20 protein-coding genes and 1 tRNA gene are annotated in these 22,670 nt (G+C 62.4%); 8 read left to right on the forward strand and 13 right to left on the reverse strand.

Features of this window, described 5'->3' with window-relative positions; all coding sequences use genetic code 11:
• Positions 1-28: 28 nt before the first annotated feature.
• Positions 29-1,183 carry an NAD(P)/FAD-dependent oxidoreductase gene (locus GCU68_RS16220; RefSeq protein WP_152943361.1) on the reverse strand — a complete coding sequence of 385 codons (1,155 nt, stop codon included), beginning with the start codon at positions 1,181-1,183 and terminating at the stop codon, positions 29-31.
• A gap of 114 nt (positions 1,184-1,297) precedes the next feature.
• Positions 1,298-2,218: an arginase gene (gene rocF, locus GCU68_RS16225; RefSeq protein ID WP_152943363.1), complete on the reverse strand. Its 921-nt coding sequence runs from the start codon at positions 2,216-2,218 to the stop codon at positions 1,298-1,300.
• Positions 2,219-2,304: 86 nt separating this feature from the next.
• Between rocF and GCU68_RS16230 the strand changes: the two genes are divergently transcribed.
• The 3 genes from GCU68_RS16230 to GCU68_RS16240 all read left to right on the forward strand — a co-directional run bounded on the left by GCU68_RS16230 (position 2,305) and on the right by GCU68_RS16240 (position 4,823).
• Positions 2,305-2,985 (forward strand): metal-dependent transcriptional regulator, encoded by a 681-nt coding sequence (locus GCU68_RS16230; protein WP_152943365.1) that lies wholly within the window; start codon positions 2,305-2,307, stop codon positions 2,983-2,985.
• Between the two features lie 156 nt (positions 2,986-3,141).
• Positions 3,142-4,071 carry a ZIP family metal transporter gene (locus GCU68_RS16235; RefSeq protein ID WP_394352472.1) on the forward strand — a complete coding sequence of 310 codons (930 nt, stop codon included), beginning with the start codon at positions 3,142-3,144 and terminating at the stop codon, positions 4,069-4,071.
• A 218-nt stretch (positions 4,072-4,289) separates the two neighbouring features.
• On the forward strand, positions 4,290-4,823 hold the full coding sequence (locus tag GCU68_RS16240) for an Rrf2 family transcriptional regulator (protein WP_152943369.1): 534 nt from the start codon (positions 4,290-4,292) through the stop codon (positions 4,821-4,823).
• Positions 4,824-5,016: 193 nt separating this feature from the next.
• Here the strand turns inward: GCU68_RS16240 and gyrA are convergent, their stop codons facing one another.
• Both gyrA and gyrB read right to left on the reverse strand, forming a co-directional pair.
• Positions 5,017-7,491, reverse strand: a complete 2,475-nt coding sequence (gene gyrA / locus GCU68_RS16245; protein ID WP_152943371.1) for a DNA gyrase subunit A — start codon at positions 7,489-7,491, stop codon at positions 5,017-5,019.
• Between the two features lie 17 nt (positions 7,492-7,508).
• Complete coding sequence (gyrB, locus tag GCU68_RS16250; RefSeq protein ID WP_152943373.1) at positions 7,509-9,431, reverse strand: DNA topoisomerase (ATP-hydrolyzing) subunit B; 1,923 nt, start codon at positions 9,429-9,431, stop codon at positions 7,509-7,511.
• A 298-nt stretch (positions 9,432-9,729) separates the two neighbouring features.
• On the opposite strand from gyrB, the gene GCU68_RS16255 reads away from it, so the two are divergent.
• The 3 genes from GCU68_RS16255 (at position 9,730) to GCU68_RS16265 (ending at position 14,505) form a co-directional block, all read left to right on the forward strand.
• Entirely contained in the window at positions 9,730-10,740 is a 1,011-nt protein-coding gene (locus GCU68_RS16255; RefSeq protein WP_152943375.1) for a potassium channel family protein, read from the forward strand.
• Between the two features lie 170 nt (positions 10,741-10,910).
• Positions 10,911-13,364: a DNA topoisomerase VI subunit B gene (locus tag GCU68_RS16260; protein ID WP_152943377.1), complete on the forward strand. Its 2,454-nt coding sequence runs from the start codon at positions 10,911-10,913 to the stop codon at positions 13,362-13,364.
• A gap of 49 nt (positions 13,365-13,413) precedes the next feature.
• Positions 13,414-14,505 carry a DNA topoisomerase IV subunit A gene (locus tag GCU68_RS16265; protein WP_152943379.1) on the forward strand — a complete coding sequence of 364 codons (1,092 nt, stop codon included), beginning with the start codon at positions 13,414-13,416 and terminating at the stop codon, positions 14,503-14,505.
• A 156-nt stretch (positions 14,506-14,661) separates the two neighbouring features.
• On the opposite strand, the gene GCU68_RS16270 is transcribed toward GCU68_RS16265, so the two are convergent.
• The 3 genes from GCU68_RS16270 to GCU68_RS16280 all read right to left on the reverse strand — a co-directional run bounded on the left by GCU68_RS16270 (position 14,662) and on the right by GCU68_RS16280 (position 17,687).
• On the reverse strand, positions 14,662-16,032 hold the full coding sequence (locus tag GCU68_RS16270) for an Nramp family divalent metal transporter (protein WP_394352488.1): 1,371 nt from the start codon (positions 16,030-16,032) through the stop codon (positions 14,662-14,664).
• 152 nt (positions 16,033-16,184) lie between these two features.
• Positions 16,185-16,886 carry an MBL fold metallo-hydrolase gene (locus tag GCU68_RS16275; RefSeq protein ID WP_152943381.1) on the reverse strand — a complete coding sequence of 234 codons (702 nt, stop codon included), beginning with the start codon at positions 16,884-16,886 and terminating at the stop codon, positions 16,185-16,187.
• Between the two features lie 63 nt (positions 16,887-16,949).
• Positions 16,950-17,687, reverse strand: a complete 738-nt coding sequence (locus tag GCU68_RS16280; protein ID WP_152943383.1) for a fumarylacetoacetate hydrolase family protein — start codon at positions 17,685-17,687, stop codon at positions 16,950-16,952.
• 221 nt (positions 17,688-17,908) lie between these two features.
• On the opposite strand from GCU68_RS16280, the gene GCU68_RS16285 reads away from it, so the two are divergent.
• Positions 17,909-17,983, forward strand: a tRNA-Glu gene (locus tag GCU68_RS16285).
• A gap of 127 nt (positions 17,984-18,110) precedes the next feature.
• Here the strand turns inward: GCU68_RS16285 and GCU68_RS16290 are convergent.
• From GCU68_RS16290 to GCU68_RS21995, 6 genes are all read right to left on the reverse strand, one after another.
• Positions 18,111-18,815, reverse strand: a complete 705-nt coding sequence (locus GCU68_RS16290) for a TOBE domain-containing protein (protein ID WP_152943384.1) — start codon at positions 18,813-18,815, stop codon at positions 18,111-18,113.
• A 2-nt stretch (positions 18,816-18,817) separates the two neighbouring features.
• A complete protein-coding gene (locus GCU68_RS16295) occupies positions 18,818-19,585 on the reverse strand; it encodes an amino acid ABC transporter ATP-binding protein (protein ID WP_152943755.1) in 768 nt (255 codons plus the stop codon).
• 32 nt (positions 19,586-19,617) lie between these two features.
• Positions 19,618-20,328 (reverse strand): ABC transporter permease, encoded by a 711-nt coding sequence (locus tag GCU68_RS16300; protein WP_152943386.1) that lies wholly within the window; start codon positions 20,326-20,328, stop codon positions 19,618-19,620.
• A gap of 18 nt (positions 20,329-20,346) precedes the next feature.
• Positions 20,347-21,276, reverse strand: a complete 930-nt coding sequence (locus GCU68_RS16305) for a substrate-binding domain-containing protein (protein ID WP_152943388.1) — start codon at positions 21,274-21,276, stop codon at positions 20,347-20,349.
• 296 nt (positions 21,277-21,572) lie between these two features.
• Positions 21,573-21,890: a hypothetical protein gene (locus tag GCU68_RS16310; protein ID WP_152943389.1), complete on the reverse strand. Its 318-nt coding sequence runs from the start codon at positions 21,888-21,890 to the stop codon at positions 21,573-21,575.
• A 46-nt stretch (positions 21,891-21,936) separates the two neighbouring features.
• A complete protein-coding gene (locus tag GCU68_RS21995; protein ID WP_264373466.1) occupies positions 21,937-22,059 on the reverse strand; it encodes a hypothetical protein in 123 nt (40 codons plus the stop codon).
• A gap of 98 nt (positions 22,060-22,157) precedes the next feature.
• Between GCU68_RS21995 and GCU68_RS16315 the strand changes: the two genes are divergently transcribed.
• On the forward strand, positions 22,158-22,649 hold the full coding sequence (locus tag GCU68_RS16315; protein WP_152943391.1) for a DUF309 domain-containing protein: 492 nt from the start codon (positions 22,158-22,160) through the stop codon (positions 22,647-22,649).
• The last annotated feature ends 21 nt before the right edge of the window (positions 22,650-22,670 follow it).

Raw genomic sequence — 22,670 nt, forward strand, 5'->3', positions numbered from 1 at the left:
AGCAATCGGAGCTGTGGGAGGTGTCGATTTACAGCGACGACCAGGATTTGCGGGCTTCGTTCCAGGAGGTGATATCCGCGATCCAGCGGGCGGCGATCATCTTTTTGAGATTCTTCGCGGCGAAGCCGCCGAACGTATCGACGGGCAACATATCGACGTCGTGGGCGATCGCTTCGTCGCCGACGGAGATGACGGTTCCCTTGTCGTCGTGTTCCCAGGTCTTGAGCGGGCGGTTTTCGATGGCACGGGCGATGTTCTCGCCGGCGACCTCAGCGGCCTGCCAGGCGGCCTGTGCGGTCGGCGGTGCGGGCTGGTCGCCCTGATCGATGATCGCCGAGTCGCCGATTGCGAAGACGCGCTCGTTGGTGGTCTGGAAGTTGGCCTTCGTGTTGACGCGGTTGTGTTCTTTCTCGAGGTCGGCGTCGTCGAGTGCGTCACGGCCCGTAATGCCGCCGGTCCAGACGAGGACGTCGTGTTCGAGGGGTTCGCCTTCATCGAACTCGATGACCTCGTCGGTCGCTTCCGTGATCGGATCGTCCGTATGGATGCGGACGCCGGCGTCCTCGAGCAGGTCACGCAGGGCCTGCTGGCACTCCGGATCGTTGCCGGGGAAGATTTCGTCGAGCGCTTCGACGAGGTGGATCTCGAGCGGTGCGCGGTGGGCGTCGCGGAACTCCGCGATCTCACCGGCGGTCTGGATTCCCGAGAGCCCTGCCCCACCGATGACGACCTGTGCAGGCTCGCCGCGGGTGGCGTCCTGACTGGCCTGTTTGACGGCGTCGTGAATCTCGAGTGCGTCGTCGAGGCTTTTGAGCGTCAGCGAGTGCTCTTCGAGGCCGGGGATGCCGTAGTAAGCGGTCTGGCTACCGAGGCCGACGAGGACGTAGTCGTACTCGACGTCCTCGCTGTCAGCGAGTTCGACGACCTGGTCGTCGACGTCAAGTCCGACCACTTCGTCCTGGATAAATCGGGTCGACGGATCTGCGATCTGGTTGATCGGGAACGTGATATCCGAGCGAACGCTCGGATCACGAATCACACGGTGTGACTCGTGAAGTACGAGATGATAATCGACGTCCGCAATCCATGTCAACCGCACGCTGCCCCCGAGCTCCGACTGGAGTTTCTTGATCGTCCCGGTGCCAGCGTAACCGGCTCCGAGCACGACGACGTTCTCAGTCATACCTAACAGTCAGAAACACTACGATACAAAGGTGTTGGAACTCACATTGGGTGTTGTGTGTTGTCAGTGAACACGTTCCGGTACACGTGTGCTGTTACGAGACGTGCGACTGGCTCAGAGGATCCGCTTCCCGAACGCGCTCGCAGCGAGTTCGGCCGCGAGTGTCGCCGTCTCGTTGCCCTCGTCGAGAATAGGGTTCACCTCGACGACGTCCATCGAACGGAGGATTCCATCGCGCTCGTGGCGACGGGAGACGGTCTCGAGGGCGGCATGGGCTTCCCGATAGGTGACGCCGCCGCGAACGGGCGTCCCGACGCCGGGTGCCGTTTTGGGATCGAGCCAGTCTAAATCGAGACTAACGTGGACACCGTCAGTGTCGGTCGTCGCAACGTCGAGTGCATTCTCGACGACCGCCGTCATTCCTCGCTCGTCGATATCGGCCATCGTGAAAGCCGTCATCTCGCTGTCGCGAAGCAGGTCGCGTTCGCGCTCGTCGATGCTTCGAAGACCGACGTACGCGATCGACTCCTCGTTGACGCGGGGCGCATGAGCCCACGTCATGTCCGCGAACGCACCCCGTCCGAGCGTTGCGGCCAGAGGCATTCCGTGGACGTTACCACTGGGGGAAGTCTCGGGTGTGTTGAGGTCGGCGTGGGCGTCGAACCAGATCGCCCCGAGGTCGGCATCGCTGGACGAGCCCCGCATCGAGCCGATTGCGACCGAGTGATCCCCACCCAGCACGAGCGGAAACTCGCCGTTGTCGAGGATCGCTTCGACCCGATCGGCCAGTCGCGTACAGACGTCCTCGACTTCCCGAAGGAACTTCGCGTGTCCTTGCGTCGGCTGCTCGACGTCCGGATCGCGCTCTTCGGCTCGGGGGATCGAAAGGTCGCCTGCGTCGACTGGATCGACACCCGCACGCGAGAGGCCATCGGCGAGTCCCGCGTACCGGATCGCCGACGGCCCCATGTCGACGCCACGGCGATCGGCACCGTAGTCCATCGGTGCTCCGATGATTTTGATAGGTTGTCCCATACGAATGCTACAGTCCGACGCGGTTTGATCGTGGCGATCGAGTGAGCGACAGATTTAGGGCTAGATGGGGCTAAAACAGGGTTACGATGATGCTGAGCGACGTGATGGAAGACTATCTCAAGGCGATTTACCAGCTCCAGCGCGAGACCGACGACCGAATCAAGACGTCGGCCATCGCCGACGAGCTGGACGTCACGTCGCCGACCGTCACCAGTATGCTCGACAAACTCGAGGACCGTGGGCTCGTCGACCGCGAGAAGTACCGCGGCGTCACGCTGACCGACGAGGGCGAAACAGTCGCCCTCGAGGTCATTCGCCACCACCGGCTGCTCGAGGCCTATCTCACCGAACACCTCGATTACGACTGGGCGGAGGTCCACGAGGAAGCCGATCGGCTCGAACACCACATCAGCGAGAACTTCGAGGCACGCGTCGCAGACATCCTCGACCAGCCCGAAGTTGACCCTCACGGATCGCCGATCCCCAGCGCCGACCTCGAACCACCGGAACGACCCGACGGCGAGTCCGTCACCGAGTTCGAAGAAGGCGACGTCGTGATCGTCGAGGAAGTCGCAGACCGTGACGCCGAAGTGCTCTCGTATCTCGCTGACCACGGCGTCGAGCCGGGCGTCGAACTCGAAATCGTCGAGGTCGCTCCCTTCGGCATGGTGACAGCACGCTCGAGCGGTCGCGACGGCTCCGTTTCGCTGCCCGAATCCGTGGCCCATCACGTCCGCGTCGCCGCACCGCCGGAACTCGAACGATAACGAGTACCGAACCTCGTTCGACCAGTAATTCTTCGCCCCAGTGGATTTAGACCGAATCTAGTCGAATATTCGTGGAAAAGGTATATGTTTAGACCGCTCTAATCATTTGCCAATGACGAGCCAATTTTCTGTTTCAGGGGGTGAGTGTCGTTCGTGATGCAACGATCGGTCGACGATCTCCCGCGGTGGATACTCGCTGTCGGGCCGGTGTTCGTTCTCATCGGCGCGCTCGTCGTCCTTTCTGTCACGGCACCGTTCGAGGATCTCTCGTCAGCTGAGACCGCGAGCACCGTCGAAATCGTCTGGATGGTGACGATTATCGGTGCGATTGCGGGCCTCGCACCGGTCGCGATCGGCATGCTCTGGTTCCCGTTTATCCGTGATCTCGATCCACGATATCTCCACGCGTTCATGGCGTTGGCTGCCGGCGTTCTCGCGTTTATCGCCGTCGAAATGAGCAAAGAGATCGTCGCCTACGGCGCTACGGTCGCCAGTCCACTCACTGCGGGGGCAGTGACCATCGTCGGTGTCGGCGGAACGTTCGTCACGATGCACGTCGCCAGTGCGTGGCGACAGCACGAGATGGCAAGCCGACACAAAAGCGGCCTCCACATCGCCTACCTCGTCGCGCTCGCACTGGGACTTCACAGCATCGGCGAAGGGCTCGGCATCGGCGTCGCCTACGTGCAGGGGGATGCGACGCTCGTAATGTTGCTCGTCTTGGCGTTTGTCATGCACAACGTGATGGAGGGACCGACCATTGTCGCTGCCGTCGCTCGTGAGACGGAAACACCGCCGCTTCGCCACTTCGCCGCGATGGGGATCATCGCCGGCGCGCCGGTCATCCTCGGCGGCTGGGTCGGCAGCTTCGCGAACGCGCCGCTGGTTGCTATGCTGTTTTATGCGATCGCTATTGGAGCGATCGTTCAGGTTCTCCTCGAGGTCGCGGAACTCATCCGATTCGACGCCGAAGCCGTCCTGAGCCGGACGAACACGGCGACGTTCGTCGGCGGCTTCGTCCTCATGTTCGTCCTCGAGGACGTCCTCGTCGACGTCGTCCTCGAGGGATGGCTCGTTCCCGTCTGAGACGGCAACTCAGACGTGCTGCCGTCAAATTGTCCGATGAAATCGGCTTCGGAAAGACCTGAACCCGGGAATTGTGGGGGTGCGACACAACAGACACGAACTCACAGACGGACACTGAAGCAAAACGCCTTACTAGGCGTGGCTCAAACATCAAAATCCTAGTGAAACAGCCTGACTCACCCGTCGGGTTTAAGGAAATCAACTACGAATATCACAGTATGTCATCCATCGAACTCACCCCCAGCCAGAAGAAAATCCTCCGCGCATTGACAAACCTTCACAAGGAATCCGAATCCGCGATCAAAGGTGAGGACATTGCCGAGCAGGTCGACCGCAACCCCGGCACGATTCGCAACCAGATGCAGAGTCTCAAAGCCTTGCAACTGGTCGAAGGTGTACCCGGGCCAAAAGGTGGCTACAAACCGACCGCAGCAGCCTACGAAGCGCTCGAGATTCAACAGATGGACGATCCAGCCTCCGTCCCACTCGAGCACGAGGGCGAACCCGTCACCGACGTTATCGTCGAAGAGATCGACCTCTCGAGTGTCCACCATCCCGAACTCTGCCGTGCCGAGATCCACATGCAGGGCTCGATGAGCGATATCTCCGAGGACGATTCGATTATCGTCGGCCCGACGCCGCTTTCGAAACTCGTCATCGAGGGCCGTGTCGACGGCAAAGACGATACCAACAACATTCTCATCCTCCGAATCGAGGACATGGTCGCACCTGCAGAGGAACCGGCCCACTAAGGCACGCTCGTCGCTGGTGCCCCGTCTCACTGTCGCTCAACTCGACTGAGCGCTCGGGTGTGAGTCGATGGCCCATGACCGATCTTCGCCCGTCGTCACCGGCCGGTTCGCCGACTCCTCACTCGATTCGATCGACGGATGCGACGCTCCGGAGGTACTGCACGAAAAAACGGCCACGCTGTGCGCGCCGTAGTTAGTTTTCTTCGCTGTCGGCCGTTGCCGCCGCCGGTATCTCGTCGACGCTTGCGACTGCGTCGCCATCCTCGACGGCCATGACGATTACGCCCATGGTGTTGCGCCCGACCGTGGAGATCTCGTCGACACCCGTGCGGACGATCTGACCGCGTTCGCTCATCATCACGAGTTCGTCGTCGTCGGCGACGGCTTTGACGGCCGTCACCGGGCCGTTTCGATCGCCCGTTTTGATGTCGATTAGCCCCTTCCCGTAGCGTGACTGGGTGCGATACTCCGAGAGGCGAGTGCGCTTGCCGTACCCGTTTCGGGTCACGGTCAGCAGCGCCCGCTCGTCGTCTTCGTCGGTTGCGACCAGCCCAGCGACCGCATCGTCGCCCTCGAGTTTGATCCCGTTGACACCGCGGGCGTTGCGGCCCATCGAGCGAACTTCGCTCTCGTCGAAGCGGATCGTCATCCCGCCTTCGGTCGCAATAACCAGGTCCTTCGAGCCGTCGGTGACTTCGACGTCGACGAGTGCATCGCCGTCCTCGAGATCGGCGGCGATGATCCCGGTCGAACGGATGTTATCGAACTCGGAGCCGGCAGTTCGCTTGACGTAGCCGTTCCGAGTCGCCATCGTCACGTACTCGCCGTTACCGAAGGCGTCCGTGTCGACGATGGCCGTGATATCCTCGCCGGGCTCGAGATCGAGGATGTTAACTGCGGATTTCCCGCGGGCCGTCCGGCCCATCTCGGGGATCTCGTAGGTCTTGAGCTGATAGACTTTCCCCTGATTGGTAAAGCACAGGAGGTAGTCGTGGGTGTTCGCGCGGAACACCGTCGTGACGCGGTCGCCGTCTTTGACGTCCGCGCCGATGATCCCCTTGCCGCCACGACCCTGCGGGCTGAACTGATCGATCGGCATCCGCTTGACGTAGTCGTCTTCGGTCATGACGACGAACACCTCCTCCTCCGGGATGAGATCCTCGTGGGTGACCGTCCCCTGATCCTCGACGATCGAGGTTCGGCGGTCGTCGCCGTACTCGGCTTTGATCTCGCGGAGTTCGTCTTTGATGACCGCGAGCAGTTCCTGCTCGCTCTCGAGAATCGTCGTCAGGCGTTCGATCTCGGCTTGGACCTCCTCGTACTCGGCTTCGATCTCGGCCGTCTCCATCGAGGTGAGGCTGCCGAGTTGCATCCGGACGATGTGTTCCGCTTGGGCCTGTGAGAAGTCATACGTCTCCTGGAGAGCCGTTTTCGCGGCCGACCGATCCTCGCTATTGCGGATCAGTTCGACGACGTCGTCGGCGTTCTCGACGGCCGTCAGTCGGCCCTCTAAGATATGGGCTCGGTCCTCGGCTTCCTCGAGGTCGTACTCGCTGCGTCGACGGACGACTTCGCGGCGGTGAGCGACGTACTCCTCGAGCGTCTCTCTGAGTGAGAGCACCTGTGGCTGGCCGTCGACCAGCGCGAGGTTGATGACGCCGAACGTCTTCTCGAGGTGGTTCTCGAGCAGTTTGTTCTTGACGACCTCGACGTTCGCGCCACGTTTGCACTCGATGACGATGCGGACGCCGTCGCGGTCGGACTCGTCGCGCAGGTCGGAGATGCCCTCGATCTCGCCCTCGTTGACGTCGTCGGCGATACGTTCGACCAGCCGGGCCTTGTTGGCCTGGTAGGGGAGTTCGGTGATGACGATGCGCTCGCGGCCGTTTTTCCACTCCTCGACCTCGAACTCGGCCCGTACGCGGATGCGCCCGCGTCCGGTCTTGTACGCCGAATAAATGGCGTCGCGGCCGACGATGTTCGCGCCAGTCGGAAAGTCTGGACCCTTGACGTGGTCCATCAAATCCTCCACAGTTGCGTCGGGGTTGTCGATGAGTTCGATCGTCGCGTCGATCACCTCACCGAGGTTGTGCGGCGGGATGTTCGTGCTCATTCCGACCGCGATCCCCGAGGACCCGTTCACCAGCAGGTTCGGGAACGCCGCCGGCAGGACGTCGGGTTCCTGCAGTCGGTCGTCGTAGTTCGCCGAGAAGTCGACCGTGTCCTTGTCGATATCCTCGAGCAACTCCTCGGAGACGGATGCCATCCGCGCCTCAGTATACCGGGGCGCGGCGGCCGGGTCACCGTCCATCGAGCCGAAGTTCCCCTGCCCGTCGACGAGCGGATAGCGCATCGAGAAGTCCTGAGCCATCCGGACGAGCGTGTCGTAGATCGCGCTGTCGCCGTGAGGGTGGTAGTCACCCATCGTCTCCCCGACGATCGAGGACGACTTGCGGTGGGAAGAGCCACTCGAGACGCCCATCTCGTGCATCGCGTACAGAATGCGTCGGTGGACTGGCTTGAGGCCATCCCGGACGTCCGGGAGGGCACGCCCCGCGATGACGGACATCGCGTAGTCGATATACGACTGCTCCATCTCGTCTTCGATGCGGACGTTTTCGATCGCCCGTGCCTCTACGTCGGTCGGTTCGGGTACGTCTGAACTCATATATTACCTCACCACAGTTAGATGTCGATCCACTCGGCTTCCGGCGCGTGTTCCTTGATGAACTGCTTGCGTGGCTCGACGGCGTCACCCATCAGGACGGAGAACATCTTGTCTGCCGCGGCCGCGTCCTCGATCGTGATCTGTTTGAGGATGCGGTTGTCAGGGTTCATCGTCGTCTCCCAGAGCTGCTCGGGGTTCATCTCGCCGAGTCCCTTGAAGCGCTGGACCTGCGTCGGATTGCCGTCGCATTTCTCCTCGACGATCTCGTCGCGTTCGGCGTCGGTCATCGCGTCGTAGGTCTCGCCTCGGTAGCGGATTCGATACAGCGGTGGCTGGGTCGCGTAGACGTAGCCACCCTCGAGCAACGGGCGCATGTGTCGGTAGAAGAACGTCAACAGCAGCGTCCGGATGTGTGCGCCGTCGACGTCGGCGTCCGTCGCCATGATGATCTTCTTGTAGCGGACGTCCTCGACGTCGAACTCGTCGCCGATCCCAGCGCCGATCGCCGTGATCATGTTCCGAATTTCGTCGTTCTCGAGAATGCGATCGAGACGGTGTTTCTCGACGTTCAGGATCTTCCCCTTGATCGGAAGGACAGCCTGGAACTCGGGGTTACGGGCCTGTTTGGCGCTGCCGCCGGCGGAGTCACCCTCCGCGATGAACAGTTCGGCTTCGTCGGGATCTTTGGTCTGACAGTCCGCGAGTTTGCCGGGCAGCGAGGTCGACTCGAGGGCGGACTTGCGGCGTGTCAGTTCTTCGGCCTTCTGGGCGGCCTTGCGTGCTTTGGCAGCCTCGACGGCCTTGGTGATGATCGCTTCTGCGGTGTCGGGGTGTTCCTCGAAGTAGGTGCCAAGCCCCTCGTGCATCGCGCTCTCGACAATGCCTCGGACTTCGGAGTTACCGAGTTTCGTCTTCGTCTGGCCTTCGAACTGCGGGTCGGGGTGTTTGATCGAGATGACTGCAGTGAGTCCCTCGCGGATGTCCTCGCCTTTGAGGTTCTCGTCGAGGTCGCCCAGCAGATCGTTCTCGCCGGCGTAGTCGTTGACCGTCCGCGTGAGCGCGGTTTTGAAGCCGGTGAGGTGGCTGCCACCTTCGCGCGTGTTGATGTTGTTCGCGAAGGCGTGGATCGATCCCTGCAACTCCTCGGTGGCCTGCATCGCGACCTCGACTTCGATGTTCTGATCGGCGTCCTCGAAGTAGATGACGTCCTCGTGCATCGCCGAGCGCGTTTCGTTTAGATACTCGACGAACTCACGGATACCGCCCTCGTACTCGTAGGTTTCCTCCGTCGGGCCGTCCTCGGCGCGTTCGTCACGCAGCGTGATTCGAACGCCGGAGTTGAGGAAGGCCAGTTCGCGAAGGCGATTCGAGAGCGTCGAGAAGGTGAAGTCACCGGTCTCGAAGATGCCGGTGTCGGGCCAGAATCGGATCGTCGTGCCCGTCCCTTCGTCCGGGTCCATATCGCGAACCCGCTCCATATCATCGACGGGTTCGCCCGCTTCGAAGGCGTGTTCGAAGACGCCGCCGTCGCGTTTGACCTCGACCTCGAGTCGGTTCGAGAGGGCGTTGACAACCGAGACGCCGACGCCGTGGAGGCCGCCGGAGACCTGGTAGGACTTGTTGTCGAACTTCCCACCCGCGTGGAGAACAGTAAGAATTACCTCAAGGGCCGGGCGGTCGTACTCGTCGTGTGTATCGACGGGGATGCCACGGCCGTCGTCTGCGACGCTCACCGACCCGTCGTCGTGTATGGAGACGGTGATATCGTCACAGTGACCTGCCAGTGCCTCGTCGATCGAGTTGTCCACCACTTCGTAGACGAGATGGTGGAGGCCTCGAGAATCGGTAGAGCCGATGTACATCGCCGGTCGCTTTCGCACAGCCTCCAGGCCTTCTAAGACCTGAATCTGTCCGGCGCCGTACTCGCTTTCCTGGGACATGTAAAACCTGCTTTCGGGTAGTGGTCCCCACCTAATAAAAGTCACGTGTACGCGCGCGAGCGCGCAATCGCGCCAAGATCGAAGTGGAAAGTGAGAGTAGCACTGTCACGGCGACGATGCTCGAGGCGCACCGTGTCACCGTGAGTGTCGTCTCCTTTCGGCGTGGTCGCCCGTTCGGAGTGTGAGGCGCGGAGTCGATATCGGCATCACCGCAGTCGCGGTCCGCACATGGACGACTCAAAAAGCCGTGTCAGTGCCGGGGTGTCGTTGACGGGCCCCGGTCCCGTAGCGGAACGAAATGCAACCGCTGTATCTGGTGCTCGGGAGCGTCGTACTCGTTGCAGTCATCGTCGACATTCTCTGGACGACGCTCTGGGTCGACGGCGGCTCCGGGCCGCTCTCGGGTCGGCTGACCACGTGGACCTGGCACGGGCTCCGAGCGACGGCCGGAGATCGCTCGAGGGCGTTGAGTATCGCCGGCCCACTCATTCTCTCGCTGACGCTTGCGATGTGGATCGCACTGCTGTGGCTCGGCTGGACGTTGCTCTTCGCCGGCGGTGAAATCGCGCTCATCAGTACGCAAACTGGCCGTCCAGCCGACTGGACCGGTCGGTTCTACTACGTCGCCTACACGATGTTCACGAACGGAAACGGCGACTACACCCCGACGACGGGCACCTGGGAGATCGCCAGTTCGTTTACGACCGCGACGGGGATGGCGTTCGTCACTATGGGCGTCTCGTACGTCCTTACCGTCCTCAGTGCGGTGTCGGAAAAGCGCTCGTTCGCCAGCGACGTCACCGGGCTGGGTGAGCGCAGCGAGGCGTTCGTCCGTACGGGCTGGGACGACGACGAGGAGTTTCGCGGACTCGACCTCCAACTCGAGTCGCTCGCCGCGCAGCTGTCGGTGCTGGCGGATCAGCACAAGGCCTACCCGATCCTCCACTATTACCACAGCGAACAGCCCTCGCGAGCCTCGGCGATGGCCGTCCCCATCTTCGACGACGCGCTGACGCTCTTTCGCCACGGCGTCGCCGACGACGCACAGCCGAATCCGACACTCGTCGAAAACGCTCGCTCGAGTGTCGATAGCTACATCGACACGCTCGAGACGGCCTTCATCGACCCTGCCGAGGAAGTGCCGCCGTCGGCGGAGCTCGACCGCCTTCGTGAGGACGACATTCCAACCGTCGACGACGAGGCGTTCGCCGATGCAGTCACGGACCTCTCGGAGCGCCGCCGAAAACTGCTCGGGATCGTCCGTGCCGACGCGTGGCACTGGCCGCCGCTTCGAGCGGATGCCGAGTGACGGCTCGGTGGCTCTCGTTCGACGACGTCGGCCGGCAGTGCGTCTATCAGCCGGGTCGCTGGAGGTGGGAACGGCATCATTGGTGCGAGGGGCACGGGGATTCGAGCGTGGAATTCACTTTCACTCCGGTAACACACACCTTTTAGCCCCGCCGCTAGTATGGGAGGACAATGACGTCGTTTCAGTCGACACTCGGTGACGAGCCGGGGATCGCCGAGGAGCTGGCCGAAAACCAGCAGGCGATCTCGATCGCCGAGTTCTTCGAGAAGAACAAGCATATGCTCGGCTTCGACAGCGGCGCTCGAGGCCTCGTCACGGCCGTCAAGGAAGCCGTCGACAACGCCTTAGACGCCGCCGAAGAATCGGGTATTGCCCCCGATATCTACGTCGAAATCGAGGAGGTCGGCGACTACTACCGGCTCATCGTCGAGGACAACGGCCCCGGACTAACCAAAGAATCCCTGCCGAAAGTCTTCGGGAAACTGCTTTACGGCTCTCGATTTCACGCCCGCGAACAGTCTCGCGGCCAGCAGGGGATCGGAATCTCTGCGGCCGTCCTGTATGCCCAGCTAACGAGCGGGAAACCCGCGAAGATTACCAGCCGAACCCAGGGTGCAAGCGAGGCCCAGTACTTCGAACTCATCGTCGACACCGACGCGAACGAACCCGAGATCAGCGTCGAGGAGACGACCTCGTGGGACCGCCCCCACGGCACGCGCATCGAACTCGAGATGGAGGCGAACATGCGCGCCCGCGGGCAGCTTCACGACTACATCAAACACACGGCGGTCGTCAACCCCCACGCTCGCCTCGAGTTGCGCGAACCGAAGAATCACTTCAAGTTCGAACGCGCGACGGACCAACTACCCGAAGAGACCGAAGAGATTCGCCCACATCCACACGGCGTCGAACTCGGTACCGTGATGAAGATGCTGTCGGCGACGGATTCGCAGACGATTTCCGGATTCCTCCAAGAGGAGTTTACCCGCGTCGGCAAGAAGACCGCCGAGTCGATCATCGACGAGTTCCGCGATCGCTACTACGGGCGCGAGATGCGCTGGCGACCACCCGCGACGGGCGAGGATATCGACATCGGTGCCGCGGTGTCGGCGGCGACCGCGAACAAGGGAGCAGATGCGACGGCTGCCTTCGCCGATGCCATCGCCGACGCGGTCGCCGACTACGACCGCATCGCCCACTACGAACTCGTCGCCGCCGTCGACGCGGCCGCTGCCGACGTCGAAGCGGATTACGGGACGACGTTCGGCGACACCGTCCGAGAAAACGCCGTCGAGGCTGTCTGGCTCGCCGTGATCGACGCGGCGGACGACGCCGACGAAACCGATGGGACGAAAGCGTCACGACTCGTCGCCGATCTGTACACCCTCGCTGACGAGGCGACGAGTACCCGCAAGGACGACGAGATCATCCACGCCTTCGCCGAGCGACTCGCGGCCACCTTCGAGGACGAATCCGACGCCGACAACGTTCGTCATCGACTCACCCGGTCGAAACTGCGCGAGTTCGTCGATCGGGCCGCGGAACTGACCGAGGAGTATGACGACGTCTCTTTTGGAGAGACAGCACGCGAGAACGTCACCGACGCCGTCTGGGACATTATGGCGACCGTCCCCGACGACCCGCCGCTCGTTCGTGAACTCAATAGTGACCGCGACGCCACCAGCAATCTCGTCGATGGAATGCGCGCGACCGACATCATGGCCCCGCCGACGCGGTGTCTGTCGCCCATCTCCGAGGAACTCATTACGGCCGGTCTCCAGAAGGAGTTCGACGCCGACTTCTACGCCTCCGCGACGCGGGACGCCGAGGTCCACGGCGGCGATCCGTTCATCGTCGAGGCTGGAATTGCCTACGGCGGCGAAATCGCAGCCGAGGGCAGTGCCGACGTCATGCGGTTTGCAAACCGCGTCCCGCTGGTCTACCAGCGCGGCGCGTGTGCGACGACCGACGTGGTCAAGTCGATCGGCTGGCGCAACTACGGGCTCGACCAGCCCGGCGGGTCCGGCCTCCCGAACGGCCCGGCCGTAATCATGATCCACGTCGCCTCGACGAACGTTCCCTTCACGAGCGAATCCAAAGACGCCATTGCGAACGTGCCGGCGATCGAAGACGAGATCGAACTCGCGGTTCGCGAGGCCGCCCGTGACCTCAAGAGCTACCTCAACAAGCGCCGCTCGATGCAACAGCGCCGCAAGAAACAGAACGTCCTCGGCAAGATCCTCCCCGAAATGGCTGAGAAAGTCGCCGAGGTCACCGGGCGCGAGGAACCCAACATCGACGACGCGATCGCTCGCATCATGAACAACGTGCTCGTCGAACGCAGCGTCGAAGCCAACGGCGACGGACAGGCCGTCTCGGTCACCGTCGAAAACAACTCGGGGACGGCCGAATCGCTCGAGATCACCGACATCGTCACAGCCGAGCCGACGAAGCTCTCCGAAGACGCCACCGTCGTCGAGATGGACGGCGAGTGGTTCGTCAAGTGGGACGTCGACGTCTCGAGCGACGACGAGGCGGCCCTCGAGTACGTGGTATCGGACGACGCGACGTTCGATCTGGACGTCAAAGGCGTCGAAAGCGAGAAACTCACGGTGTCAGCATGAACGGACGAACGAGTGGCCGGAGCGACCGAACTGACCTTACGGTGAACCCATGAGCGCAGACAACGACCAGCAGGCACGAGAACAGTTGATCGACCTCGCCGCACAGTTTTACGACCAGTTCGAACTGGGCGAAGTCCCCCACATGTCCGTCCCGACGCGGACGAAAAACAACATCGAGTACGACGAAGAGAAAGACGTCTGGGTGTACGGCGACCGGGAGTCGACGCGGTCGGCGAACTCCGTCCGCGGGGCACGAAAGTTGCTGAAAGCCGTCTATACGATCGAGTTCCTCGCGAATCAACTCGAGGAGGATCGCTCGTCGACCCTACGTGAGCTGTACTATCTCTCCGAAAGCTGGGATAACAACGAGGCGCAGTTCTCGGATCAGGACGAGTCCAACGGTCTGATCGAAGACTTAGAGATCGTCTCGGGAGTCACCCGCGAGGACTTCCACATGCGCCCGGAGGAATCGGGGGCGACGATCATGGGGCCGCTCCACCTTCGCGAACAGACCCGTCGCGGCGAACGCGATATCCACTGTCAGAAAGACGTCGGCGAAGGCGGCTACCAGATCCCGAACAACCCCGATACGATCGAGTTCCTCGACTGCGATGCCGACTTCATCCTCGCCGTCGAGACCGGTGGGATGCGAGATCGACTCGTCGAGAACGGCTTCGACGACGAGTACAACGCCCTCATCGTCCACCTCAAGGGCCAGCCCGCACGGGCGACCCGCCGGATCACCAGGCGGCTCCACGACGAACTCGACCTGCCGGTTACCGTCTTCACTGACGGCGACCCGTGGTCGTACCGCATCTACGGCTCGGTCGCCTACGGCTCGATCAAATCCGCCCACCTCTCGGAGTATCTCGCCACACCCGAGGCGAAGTTCATCGGCATCCAGCCCGCCGACATCGTCGAGTACGACCTGCCGACCGACCCACTCAGCGACTCGGACATCAACGCCTTAGAGAGCGAACTCGAGGACCCACGCTTCCAGACCGACTACTGGGAAGAACAGATCGAGTTACAACTCGAGATCGGCAAGAAGTCCGAACAGCAGTCGCTCGCAGCTCGGGGACTTGATTTCGTGACGGAGACGTATCTCCCCGAGCGTCTCAGCGAGATGGGTGTCCTCTAGACGCACCTCGAGCCGCGGTCCGAGCCGAGCACGAGCAGCAAAACGCGTTACAAACTGTTTTCAGCACTGACTGAGCGCAGAGACACGTCTCGAGTCGAGAAGCGACGGCTGTGTACGGACGGAGAGGCGACAGAAAGCGGGTAATTCGCAGTCGTGTTATCCGATGACGCCGAGTCGAAGCGCAGCTCCCATCGCGCCGAAGAGGAGGACGAAGACGAGGCTGACGACGTAGTAGGCGTGCCAGGCTCGAGACGGACGGAACGGCTCGGGCAGGTGTTTCTCGACGACGTACCAGTTAGCCGGGTAGAAGAAGATCTCCGTGACGGCGAGGACGGCGGCGACGTAGAGCAACAGCGTCACGGGGACGTTCCCGAGCGCGAGCACCATCGCGCTGCTGACGCCGACGACGCCGGCGACGACCAGCTTTCGGATGCGCTCGCTGTCGATGCTGTCGTCCTCGAGTGCCATCGGGAGGATGTCGCCGGTTGCGCGGGCTGCCCCGTCGAGGAGCGTGATAACGGTCGAGTAGAGGGCTGCGAACGCGCCGATTAGCATGGCGTAGTACGACCACTCGCCGAAGGAGTCGCTCAGGATGTTACCGATCGCGAAGGCGAGGTTGGCGTCCGTCGGCGGGTTCGGATAGAGGACGTTCGTCGCCAGGACGACCATCGCGGCGATCAGTACGAAACTGAACACGTAGCCGACGTTGAAGTCACGGCGGCCGGTTTTGATCCACGCGCGGATGTAGTCGTGGTTAGCTGGATCGTTCGGATCGAGTCCCTTCTGGCGCAGTTCGCTGGCACCTTCACCTTTGGCCATACTCCAACTACCGATGAGAATACTTGTACTGAATCCGGTCGGTGCGAATCCGGCAGCCGCGGCAAACAGCGCAATGAACGCTGGGCCGGTGAGATCGGGGACCGCGAACGTCGTCTCGGCGATCCGTTCGGGTGACGGCGGGCCGACGAGGGCTCCGAGCAAGACGAGAACGCCGACAGCGACGGTAAAGCCGATCAACGCCTTCTCGAGGACGGAGTAACGCGACGTGATCACGAGCACGCCGGCAGCGCCGACGAAGAGGACGTACGCCCACGCCGCAGTGAGCCAGCCGGGAGTCAACGCGGCGACGAACGCTGCCGTGCTCATCCCGACGCTGGCCGTGATGAACGTGTACATAACGGTAAACACGAGGATCGTCACCCAGAGCGCCCAGTTTTTCGGCCCGGGGAGATCGCCGTAGGCTTCGATTGGGTTCGCCCCGACGCCGTAGTTGTATCGAATGCCCAGTTCCCAGGCTCCGTACTTGGCGACGTAGATGAGCCCGAACATCCAGATGGCGACGAGCCCGAACGTCCCGCCGAGGGTCGGCGCGAGGACGATGTGACTCCCACCGATGCTGATCAGCGCCCAGAGCATCGATGGTCCGAAATGATTCTTGAAAAACCCCTTCCAGCCGGGGGCGGGGTAGGTCAGCTCGGATTGAGACGGCTCGAGTCCGTCTTCGGCCTTACTCGCCACGAGACTCACCGGATTGGAGATCCGTGACCGCAGGTCGCGGGCAGGTGCCCGCTCGTGTCCGTCCAGATCGTGTATGCGTGCCAACAGTCTGCATAGGAAGTATGAGTGACTAGGCGATCCGTGACTTATGTCCACGGATTCGTCGCCGGCGATGGTGATCGCTACTGTTCGTCGAGCACCACCGGGACGCTTCGATTCGCGACATCGACGACGAACGCGTCAGCGTCCGTCTCGAGCGCCTCGAACGTGTCGTAGTGGATCGGTAACACGAGCTGCGGGCGGAGTCGCGCGGCGAGTGCGGCAGCCTCGTGGCGATCCATCGTAAACGCGCCGCCGATCGGCGGAAGCAAGAGGTCGATATCCAGGTCGTCGTGGACCGGAAGGGCGTCGGTGTCGCCGGGCCAGAACACCGAGACGCCGTCGACGGTGACGGCGAAGCCACAGCCCCGTCCTTCGGGATGGTAGGGAGCGCCGCGTTCGTCGACGTGTGGCCCCTCGGGGTCGTTGTACGCGGGCGTGGTGAACAGGTCGAGCGGCCCGAGGACGAACGACTCGTCCGCGCGGACGCGCTCGACCTCGTAGGGCAACGCTTCGGGCTGTTCGTCGACCCGATCGATCTCGTCAGCGTCGATCGACTCGTGGACGACGACGAGCGCATCCTCGTGGGCCACCCGACGAATGCCATCGGGATCGTAGTGGTCGTCGTGAGACACCAACACGAGGTCACCGTCGCGCGCGTCGTATCCCTCGAGCACGCCGTACCGGCCGGGGTCAATGTAGATCACGACCCCGGTCTCGCTCTCGAGGCGAACGGTCGCGTACCCGAGCCAATCGACAGTCACCGCTCCGAAATGGACGGTCATACCCCTCCGTACGCTCGAGCGGCTGGAAAAAGGTTCGGCTCGCAGTGTGTCTGTGCGCGCTGCCTACGGTCGGCGAATCGAGTGCGAGAGCGTGCCGACGCCCTCGACTTCGATTTCGACCTCGTCGCCATCCGACAGCGGGCCGACGCCTTCCGGCGTGCCGGTCGCGATCACGTCGCCCGGCTCTAAGGTCATGTACGCGGTGATCTCGGAGATCAGTTCCGGAATGGGGAAGATGAGCTGGTCTCGCGAGCCGTCCTGTTTCAGTTCGCCGTTGACGCGGGACTGAACCGACGCGTCATCCGGCACTTCGTCGGGCGTCGCGAGGAGCGGGCCGATCGGGGCAGCGCCGTCGAACGCCTTCCCGCGAATCCAGTTCTGTTCCTGTTCCTGGTCGTCGCGGTTCGAGATGTCGTTGACGCAAGTAAAGCCCTCGACAACATCCATCGCGTCGGAGACGGGGACGTGGCGGCACTGCTCGCCGATGACGACGCCCAGCTCGGCCTCGTAGTCGATGCGCTCTTTTCCGGCGGGTGCGGTGACAGTGTCGCCGTGGCTCGCGACCGCGTTCGGCGGCTTCAAGAACAACAGCGGCCGATCCGGCACGTCGGAGCCCATCTCGTCGGCGTGGTCGGCGTAGTTGCGCCCGATACAGACGATCTTCGACGGCTCACACGGCGCGAGCACGTCGATCTCGTCGGACTCGAGGGCGTAGCTTTCGTTTCCGAAGTGGACGTGTCCGTTTTCGAACTCGCCGCGGCGGACGGCACCAGCCGGGTCGCGGAAGCGAACGTATTTCATGCGCCATTCGTCGTAGTGCGTGTTCAAAAGGATTGAGATGGCGGCGGCACTCGCAGTAACGTGGACTCGAGTCACCCCATCACAGGTCCGGACAGCGACTGGTCGACGGTGATATCTATCCGCCGTGATAGGTCACTGTGTGCGTCAGTAGCTGCCACAACGGCCGCAGAACGGAACGCTTTTTACTAGCCCCCCGCAATCGACTAATGCGTTCGAAGCCCGCTCCGTTGGTGTAGTCCGGCCAATCATTTCGGCCTTTCGAGCCGATGACCTGGGTTCAAATCCCAGACGGAGCATTTTCCCATTATCAAACCTCAGAGAGGATGCTGTACTCTCGAAAGCGAATCGACATACCGAGAGCACGGGATTTCGTTCTCCAGTCGACCGTCCAGTGCCACGGCACCGTTCTCACTCGGCAGTCGTTTACGCGTGATGATCCGACTCGAACCGGATCGCCCGTGCCGCCGTCGCTTTGAACGAGGCGGTGATTGGATCGCCGAGTTCGAGTCCCAGCCGGCGTGCGCTAGTGTCGGTGACGAGTGCCGATAGCTCGCTGTCCGCGCCGAGCTCGATCGTGACGCGGGTGATCGCGTCACCGGACTCGAGGTCGACCACAGGGCCGGTGAACTGGTTTCGGAGACTGGTGTCGTCCGCTCGAGGCGTTTCGTCCGGATCGGTCAGGACGACCGCATCCGAACGGACCGTAATCTGAACCTCGTGGGCATCGTCGGGAACGAGCGCCAGAATCGTGCCGATTGCGGTCTCGACGGTCGCGAGTTCGCCCGTTCGATCCTGCACGGTGCCCGGAAAGACCGATTCCGTGACTCGAGCCACGCCATCGAGTTCGGCCTCGTGGCGGTCGAACTGCCGGCGTAACTCCCGGGCAGTCTGTGTGAGGACCGTTCCACCGCCGCCGCTGCCGCCTCGTTTGCGTTCCGTAATCGGGCCGACGGCCGCTTCGATCTCGACGATTCTGTTTTGCAGGCGCGCATACGAGCGCCCGAGTTGGTCGGCGGCTTTGTGCATCGATCCGTACCGGTCGATCGCGTCGAGCATTTCGATATCGCGCCGCTCGATCGTGATATCGTCGACCGCGAGTTCCGTGCTGTATTCCTTTTCGATCGTCATACTCAGTAGATCAGTTCTCCCTCGATAAATTTCCGGGCGCGGTCGTCGGACGGATTCTCGAACACTGTCTCGGTGCGGCCGACCTCGATGATGTTGGTGCCGAGCAACACGGCGACGCGGTCAGCGATGCGTTCTGCCTGGTGCATATCGTGGGTTGCGATGGCGACGCCGATGCCCCGATTCCGTGCCTCGAGCACGGCGTCTTCGATGACGGCCGTGTTTCGCGGATCGAGGTCCGACGTGGGTTCGTCGAGCAGGAGGACGTCGGGATCGTACGCGAGCGCGCGAGCGAACGCGACCCGCTGGGCCTCACCGCCGGAGAGCGACGAGGCGGCTTGGTCGGCCTTCTCGCGTAAGCCGACGGTCTCGAGGGCATCGATCGCGTCGGCGGTGCCGTTCGTTCGGCCGACGAGACTGGCGAGTTCGTGGCGAAGCCGGTCGGGCCACGACTGGCGAACCCGTAATCCGTACTCGGCGTTCCGTCGCACGCTCGCGTCGAAGAGACTCGCGTCCTGAAAGACCATGCCGATCCGTCGTCGACACTCAAGGCGCTGCTGTTCGGACGCTTCCCAGACGTCGACGCCGTCGTGTTCGATCGTCCCACGGTCGGGGGCGTCGAAGAGTGCGAGCAGTCGCAATAGCGTCGATTTGCCGACACCCGACGGGCCGATAATTGCAACAACTTCGCCGGCCGACACCGACAGCGAGAGTCCCTCGAGAACGGGCTCGTCGCCGTAGCTGTGATGGACGTCGAGTGCCTCGAGCGCCATCGACTGTTCTCGTACGTCAGTCGGTTTGAGCGTCATCGGTAGCCTCCGTCGTCGCTTCCCAGTCGAACCACGATCGCGTTGACGAGCAAGACGAGGACGACGAGGATCGCACCGAGGATCATCGCCGTCCTGTATCGGCCCTGACGGGCCTCGAGTTGGATCGCAGTCGTAATCGTTCGCGTCTTCGACGTGCCGTCCGAACCGGCGATGTTGCCGCCGACGATGAGGACGGAGCCGACTTCGCTGATCGCTCGGCCGAAGCCAGCGAGCACCGCCGTTGCGATGCCGTAGCGCGCCTCTTTGATCGTGACGAGCGCCACGTCGAGGCGCGTCCCACCCATCGCGTAGGCTGCATCGCGGACGGTCTGTTCGACGCCACTCACTGCCGCGAGGCTGACGCCGGTGATGACCGGAAACGCGAGAATGAACTGTGACATGATCATCGCTTCGGGCGTGAATACGAGATCGAGCGATCCGAGTGGCCCCTGGTTGGACACTGCGAACAGCACGACAAGGCCGACCACGACGCTCGGAAAGCCCATCCCAGTGTTGATAATCGACGTGAGCAGGCGTTTGCCCCGAAACTCCGCAAATCCGACGAGGAGTGCAACGGGGAGGCTACAGATCGTGCTCAGCGAGACGGCGACGAGACTCACGTACAACGAGACGCGGATGATGCTCCGGATGTAGGTCCACTCGAAGGGGAACTCGAGCAGGAACGGAATGCTGGATTCGAACGGCATGTTATCGGCTCGGAGTCGTCACTGATCTCCTCCATCCCAGCCCTCGGGAACGTACTGCTGGAAGTTCGGGGCTTCCGAGAGCGCTTCCGGGAAGAACAGCTGTTCGCCATCGACGGTGTAGTTCTTGATGATATCCTGACCGTCAGGTCCTGTGATGTACCCGATGTACGCCATCGCGAGGTCATAGTTGACGTGGTCGTGAACTGCCGGATTGACGGCGACGATACCGTACGGGTTCATCAGACTCTCCGGACCGCCTTCGACGGGACCCTGGACGTGAATCTCGAGGTCGGTATTCCCCTGCATCGAGAGGTACGTCCCGCGGTCGGACAACGTGTAGGCCCCGAGTTCGTTGGCTCGGTTGAGCGCATCGCCCATCCCGCCGCCGATGTCTGTATACCACTCACCGAGTGTGTCGGAATCGCGTCCCGCGTCGTCCCAGAGTGCCTGTTCTTTCGTGTGCGTCCCCGAGTTGTCGCCGCGAGAGATGAACGTCGATTCCGATTCCGCGATGGCATTCAGTGCCTCATTCACGTCCTCGCTGCCCGCGATCGATGCCGGATCGTCCGGGCTGCCGACGATAACGAAGTCGTTGAACATGAGGTCGCGCCGATTGACGCCGTAGCTGTCCTCGATGAACTCGTCCTCGAGCGATCGGGCGTGGACCATCACGACGTCGGAGTCACCATCGCGTGCAGTCTTGAGGGCGGCACCGGTCCCCTGTGCGACAGCGTCGACGGTGACGCCGTACCGGTCTTCGAAGGGGGCGTTGAGTTCGTTGAGCAGCCCAGTGTCTTCGGTGCTCGTCGTCGTCGTGAGCGTCAGCGTTTCGCCGCTGATTTCGGGGCCGTCACCGTCGCTATCGCTGTCATCGCCCAGACAGCCAGCGAGCCCAGCCGCTGCGCCACTCCCCATCGCCGCGATAAACGCCCGTCGTTGTATCGGCATAGATACCACGTCTGATGCCGGACAGATATATTTTTGGGTCGATGGGAAACCATATCCCGTTACATCAATTTAGTATGAGAACCAACTTCGTCCGTACATCTGTCTGTTTTTGCACTGGCGGCTCGTCTACTGTAACTAGATCAAGTTACTACGTTTCCAGAACGGGTACCGGTGAGCGCGAGTGATTGCCGCTACTCCCTCAGTAGACAGCAGCTCGTGCAGCTGTCGATCGATCGGATACGAGCCGCCAGTCGGAGGGATTACGACGAGAAAAACGGCGTTCCGCTCTCGGCGTGTCAGTGATCGATCCCCGGTCGCTGAAAGGTCGTCTCGTCGGTCGTCGGCTCCTCGAGTGCCGACTCGATCTCGGGTGCCGCCAGCACGTCGTTTCGATCGGGTTCGTCGGGTCGTCTGAAGTAGTACGTGTCCGCACAGCCAGCGACCAGCTCGGTAAGCGGTTGCTCCTCGTCGTGGACGACCGACACGAGGTCGCCCGTGACCGCGATCAGGACGGCATCGGATGGCTTGTACAGGGCCGTTCGCAGCTCGTCGACGGTACAGTCGTCCGGCAATTGAACGTGCACACCGTCGACGGTCGCCCATCGTGTCTCCATACCCCACCGTTTGGAGGGGACACGCTATACGGTTGGGCTCGCAGCTTCAGGCCGCGTCCTCGAGATCGGCGGCGATCCGTCGTCCGCAGTTGAGACACTGGTAGCCGCCGTCGACGTGCTCGTAGAGCCGTTCCCCACAGTGCTGGCATCGCCAGAGGGGGTGTCTCATCGGTGTCGGCTACGGGTGGGAGGGAGAAGAAGGACGTGGCTGGCAGACTCACTATCGGTCGCCGACGGAGTTACCCGCCTGGTCGGCCAACATCGACCATGGACGAGCACACGCGAGATCCATCCGTCTCGCCACCGCCGGGAACCAGCTCACCGACAGGCTGGCTCGAGGACGTCGACCGCTGGGAGCACGCGACGCTTCGGAAAGCGGTGGTTCACGGCGTCCGGCTCTACAACGCCGGGGCGTTTCACGAATCCCACGACTGTTTCGAGGCGGAGTGGTACAACTACGGGCACGGGACCACCGAAAGCGCCTTCGCACACGGAATGGTGCAAGTCGCGGCTGGCGCGTACAAACGCATCGATTTCGGGAACGACGACGGCCTGCGGAGCCTCTTCGAGACGGCGCTCCAGTACCTCCACGGCGTTCCGCGAGATTATTACGGGGTCGATGTCCTCGAGGTCAGAACGACGCTGACGAACGCCATTGCGGAGCCGAGCCTGATCGACGATTGGCAGATCCCCCTCGACGGTGAGCGACCGACAGCACGTTCGGTCGATTTCGAGTACGCCGAGACGCTCGAGGACTGATAGATCGGGCTCAGTCGAGAC

The organism is Natronorubrum aibiense (genome assembly GCF_009392895.1).
In the GTDB taxonomy this organism is placed as follows: domain Archaea; phylum Halobacteriota; class Halobacteria; order Halobacteriales; family Natrialbaceae; genus Natronorubrum; species Natronorubrum aibiense.

Excerpts from the sequence above, each read along its gene's own strand:
- GCU68_RS16220 (WP_152943361.1), bottom strand. The coding sequence starts at position 1,183 with ATGACTGAGAACGTCGTCGTGCTCGGAGCCGGTTACGCTGGCACCGGG.
- rocF (WP_152943363.1), bottom strand. The coding sequence starts at position 2,218 with ATGGGACAACCTATCAAAATCATCGGAGCACCGATGGACTACGGTGCC.
- GCU68_RS16230 (WP_152943365.1), top strand. The coding sequence starts at position 2,305 with ATGATGCTGAGCGACGTGATGGAAGACTATCTCAAGGCGATTTACCAG.
- GCU68_RS16235 (WP_394352472.1), top strand. The coding sequence starts at position 3,142 with ATGCAACGATCGGTCGACGATCTCCCGCGGTGGATACTCGCTGTCGGG.
- GCU68_RS16240 (WP_152943369.1), top strand. The coding sequence starts at position 4,290 with ATGTCATCCATCGAACTCACCCCCAGCCAGAAGAAAATCCTCCGCGCA.
- gyrA (WP_152943371.1), bottom strand. The coding sequence starts at position 7,491 with ATGAGTTCAGACGTACCCGAACCGACCGACGTAGAGGCACGGGCGATC.
- gyrB (WP_152943373.1), bottom strand. The coding sequence starts at position 9,431 with ATGTCCCAGGAAAGCGAGTACGGCGCCGGACAGATTCAGGTCTTAGAA.
- GCU68_RS16255 (WP_152943375.1), top strand. The coding sequence starts at position 9,730 with ATGCAACCGCTGTATCTGGTGCTCGGGAGCGTCGTACTCGTTGCAGTC.
- GCU68_RS16260 (WP_152943377.1), top strand. The coding sequence starts at position 10,911 with ATGACGTCGTTTCAGTCGACACTCGGTGACGAGCCGGGGATCGCCGAG.
- GCU68_RS16265 (WP_152943379.1), top strand. The coding sequence starts at position 13,414 with ATGAGCGCAGACAACGACCAGCAGGCACGAGAACAGTTGATCGACCTC.
- GCU68_RS16275 (WP_152943381.1), bottom strand. The coding sequence starts at position 16,886 with ATGACCGTCCATTTCGGAGCGGTGACTGTCGATTGGCTCGGGTACGCG.
- GCU68_RS16280 (WP_152943383.1), bottom strand. The coding sequence starts at position 17,687 with ATGAAATACGTTCGCTTCCGCGACCCGGCTGGTGCCGTCCGCCGCGGC.
- GCU68_RS16290 (WP_152943384.1), bottom strand. The coding sequence starts at position 18,815 with ATGACGATCGAAAAGGAATACAGCACGGAACTCGCGGTCGACGATATC.
- GCU68_RS16295 (WP_152943755.1), bottom strand. The coding sequence starts at position 19,585 with ATGGCGCTCGAGGCACTCGACGTCCATCACAGCTACGGCGACGAGCCC.
- GCU68_RS16300 (WP_152943386.1), bottom strand. The coding sequence starts at position 20,328 with ATGCCGTTCGAATCCAGCATTCCGTTCCTGCTCGAGTTCCCCTTCGAG.
- GCU68_RS16305 (WP_152943388.1), bottom strand. The coding sequence starts at position 21,276 with ATGCCGATACAACGACGGGCGTTTATCGCGGCGATGGGGAGTGGCGCA.
- GCU68_RS16310 (WP_152943389.1), bottom strand. The coding sequence starts at position 21,890 with ATGGAGACACGATGGGCGACCGTCGACGGTGTGCACGTTCAATTGCCG.
- GCU68_RS21995 (WP_264373466.1), bottom strand. The coding sequence starts at position 22,059 with ATGAGACACCCCCTCTGGCGATGCCAGCACTGTGGGGAACGGCTCTAC.
- GCU68_RS16315 (WP_152943391.1), top strand. The coding sequence starts at position 22,158 with ATGGACGAGCACACGCGAGATCCATCCGTCTCGCCACCGCCGGGAACC.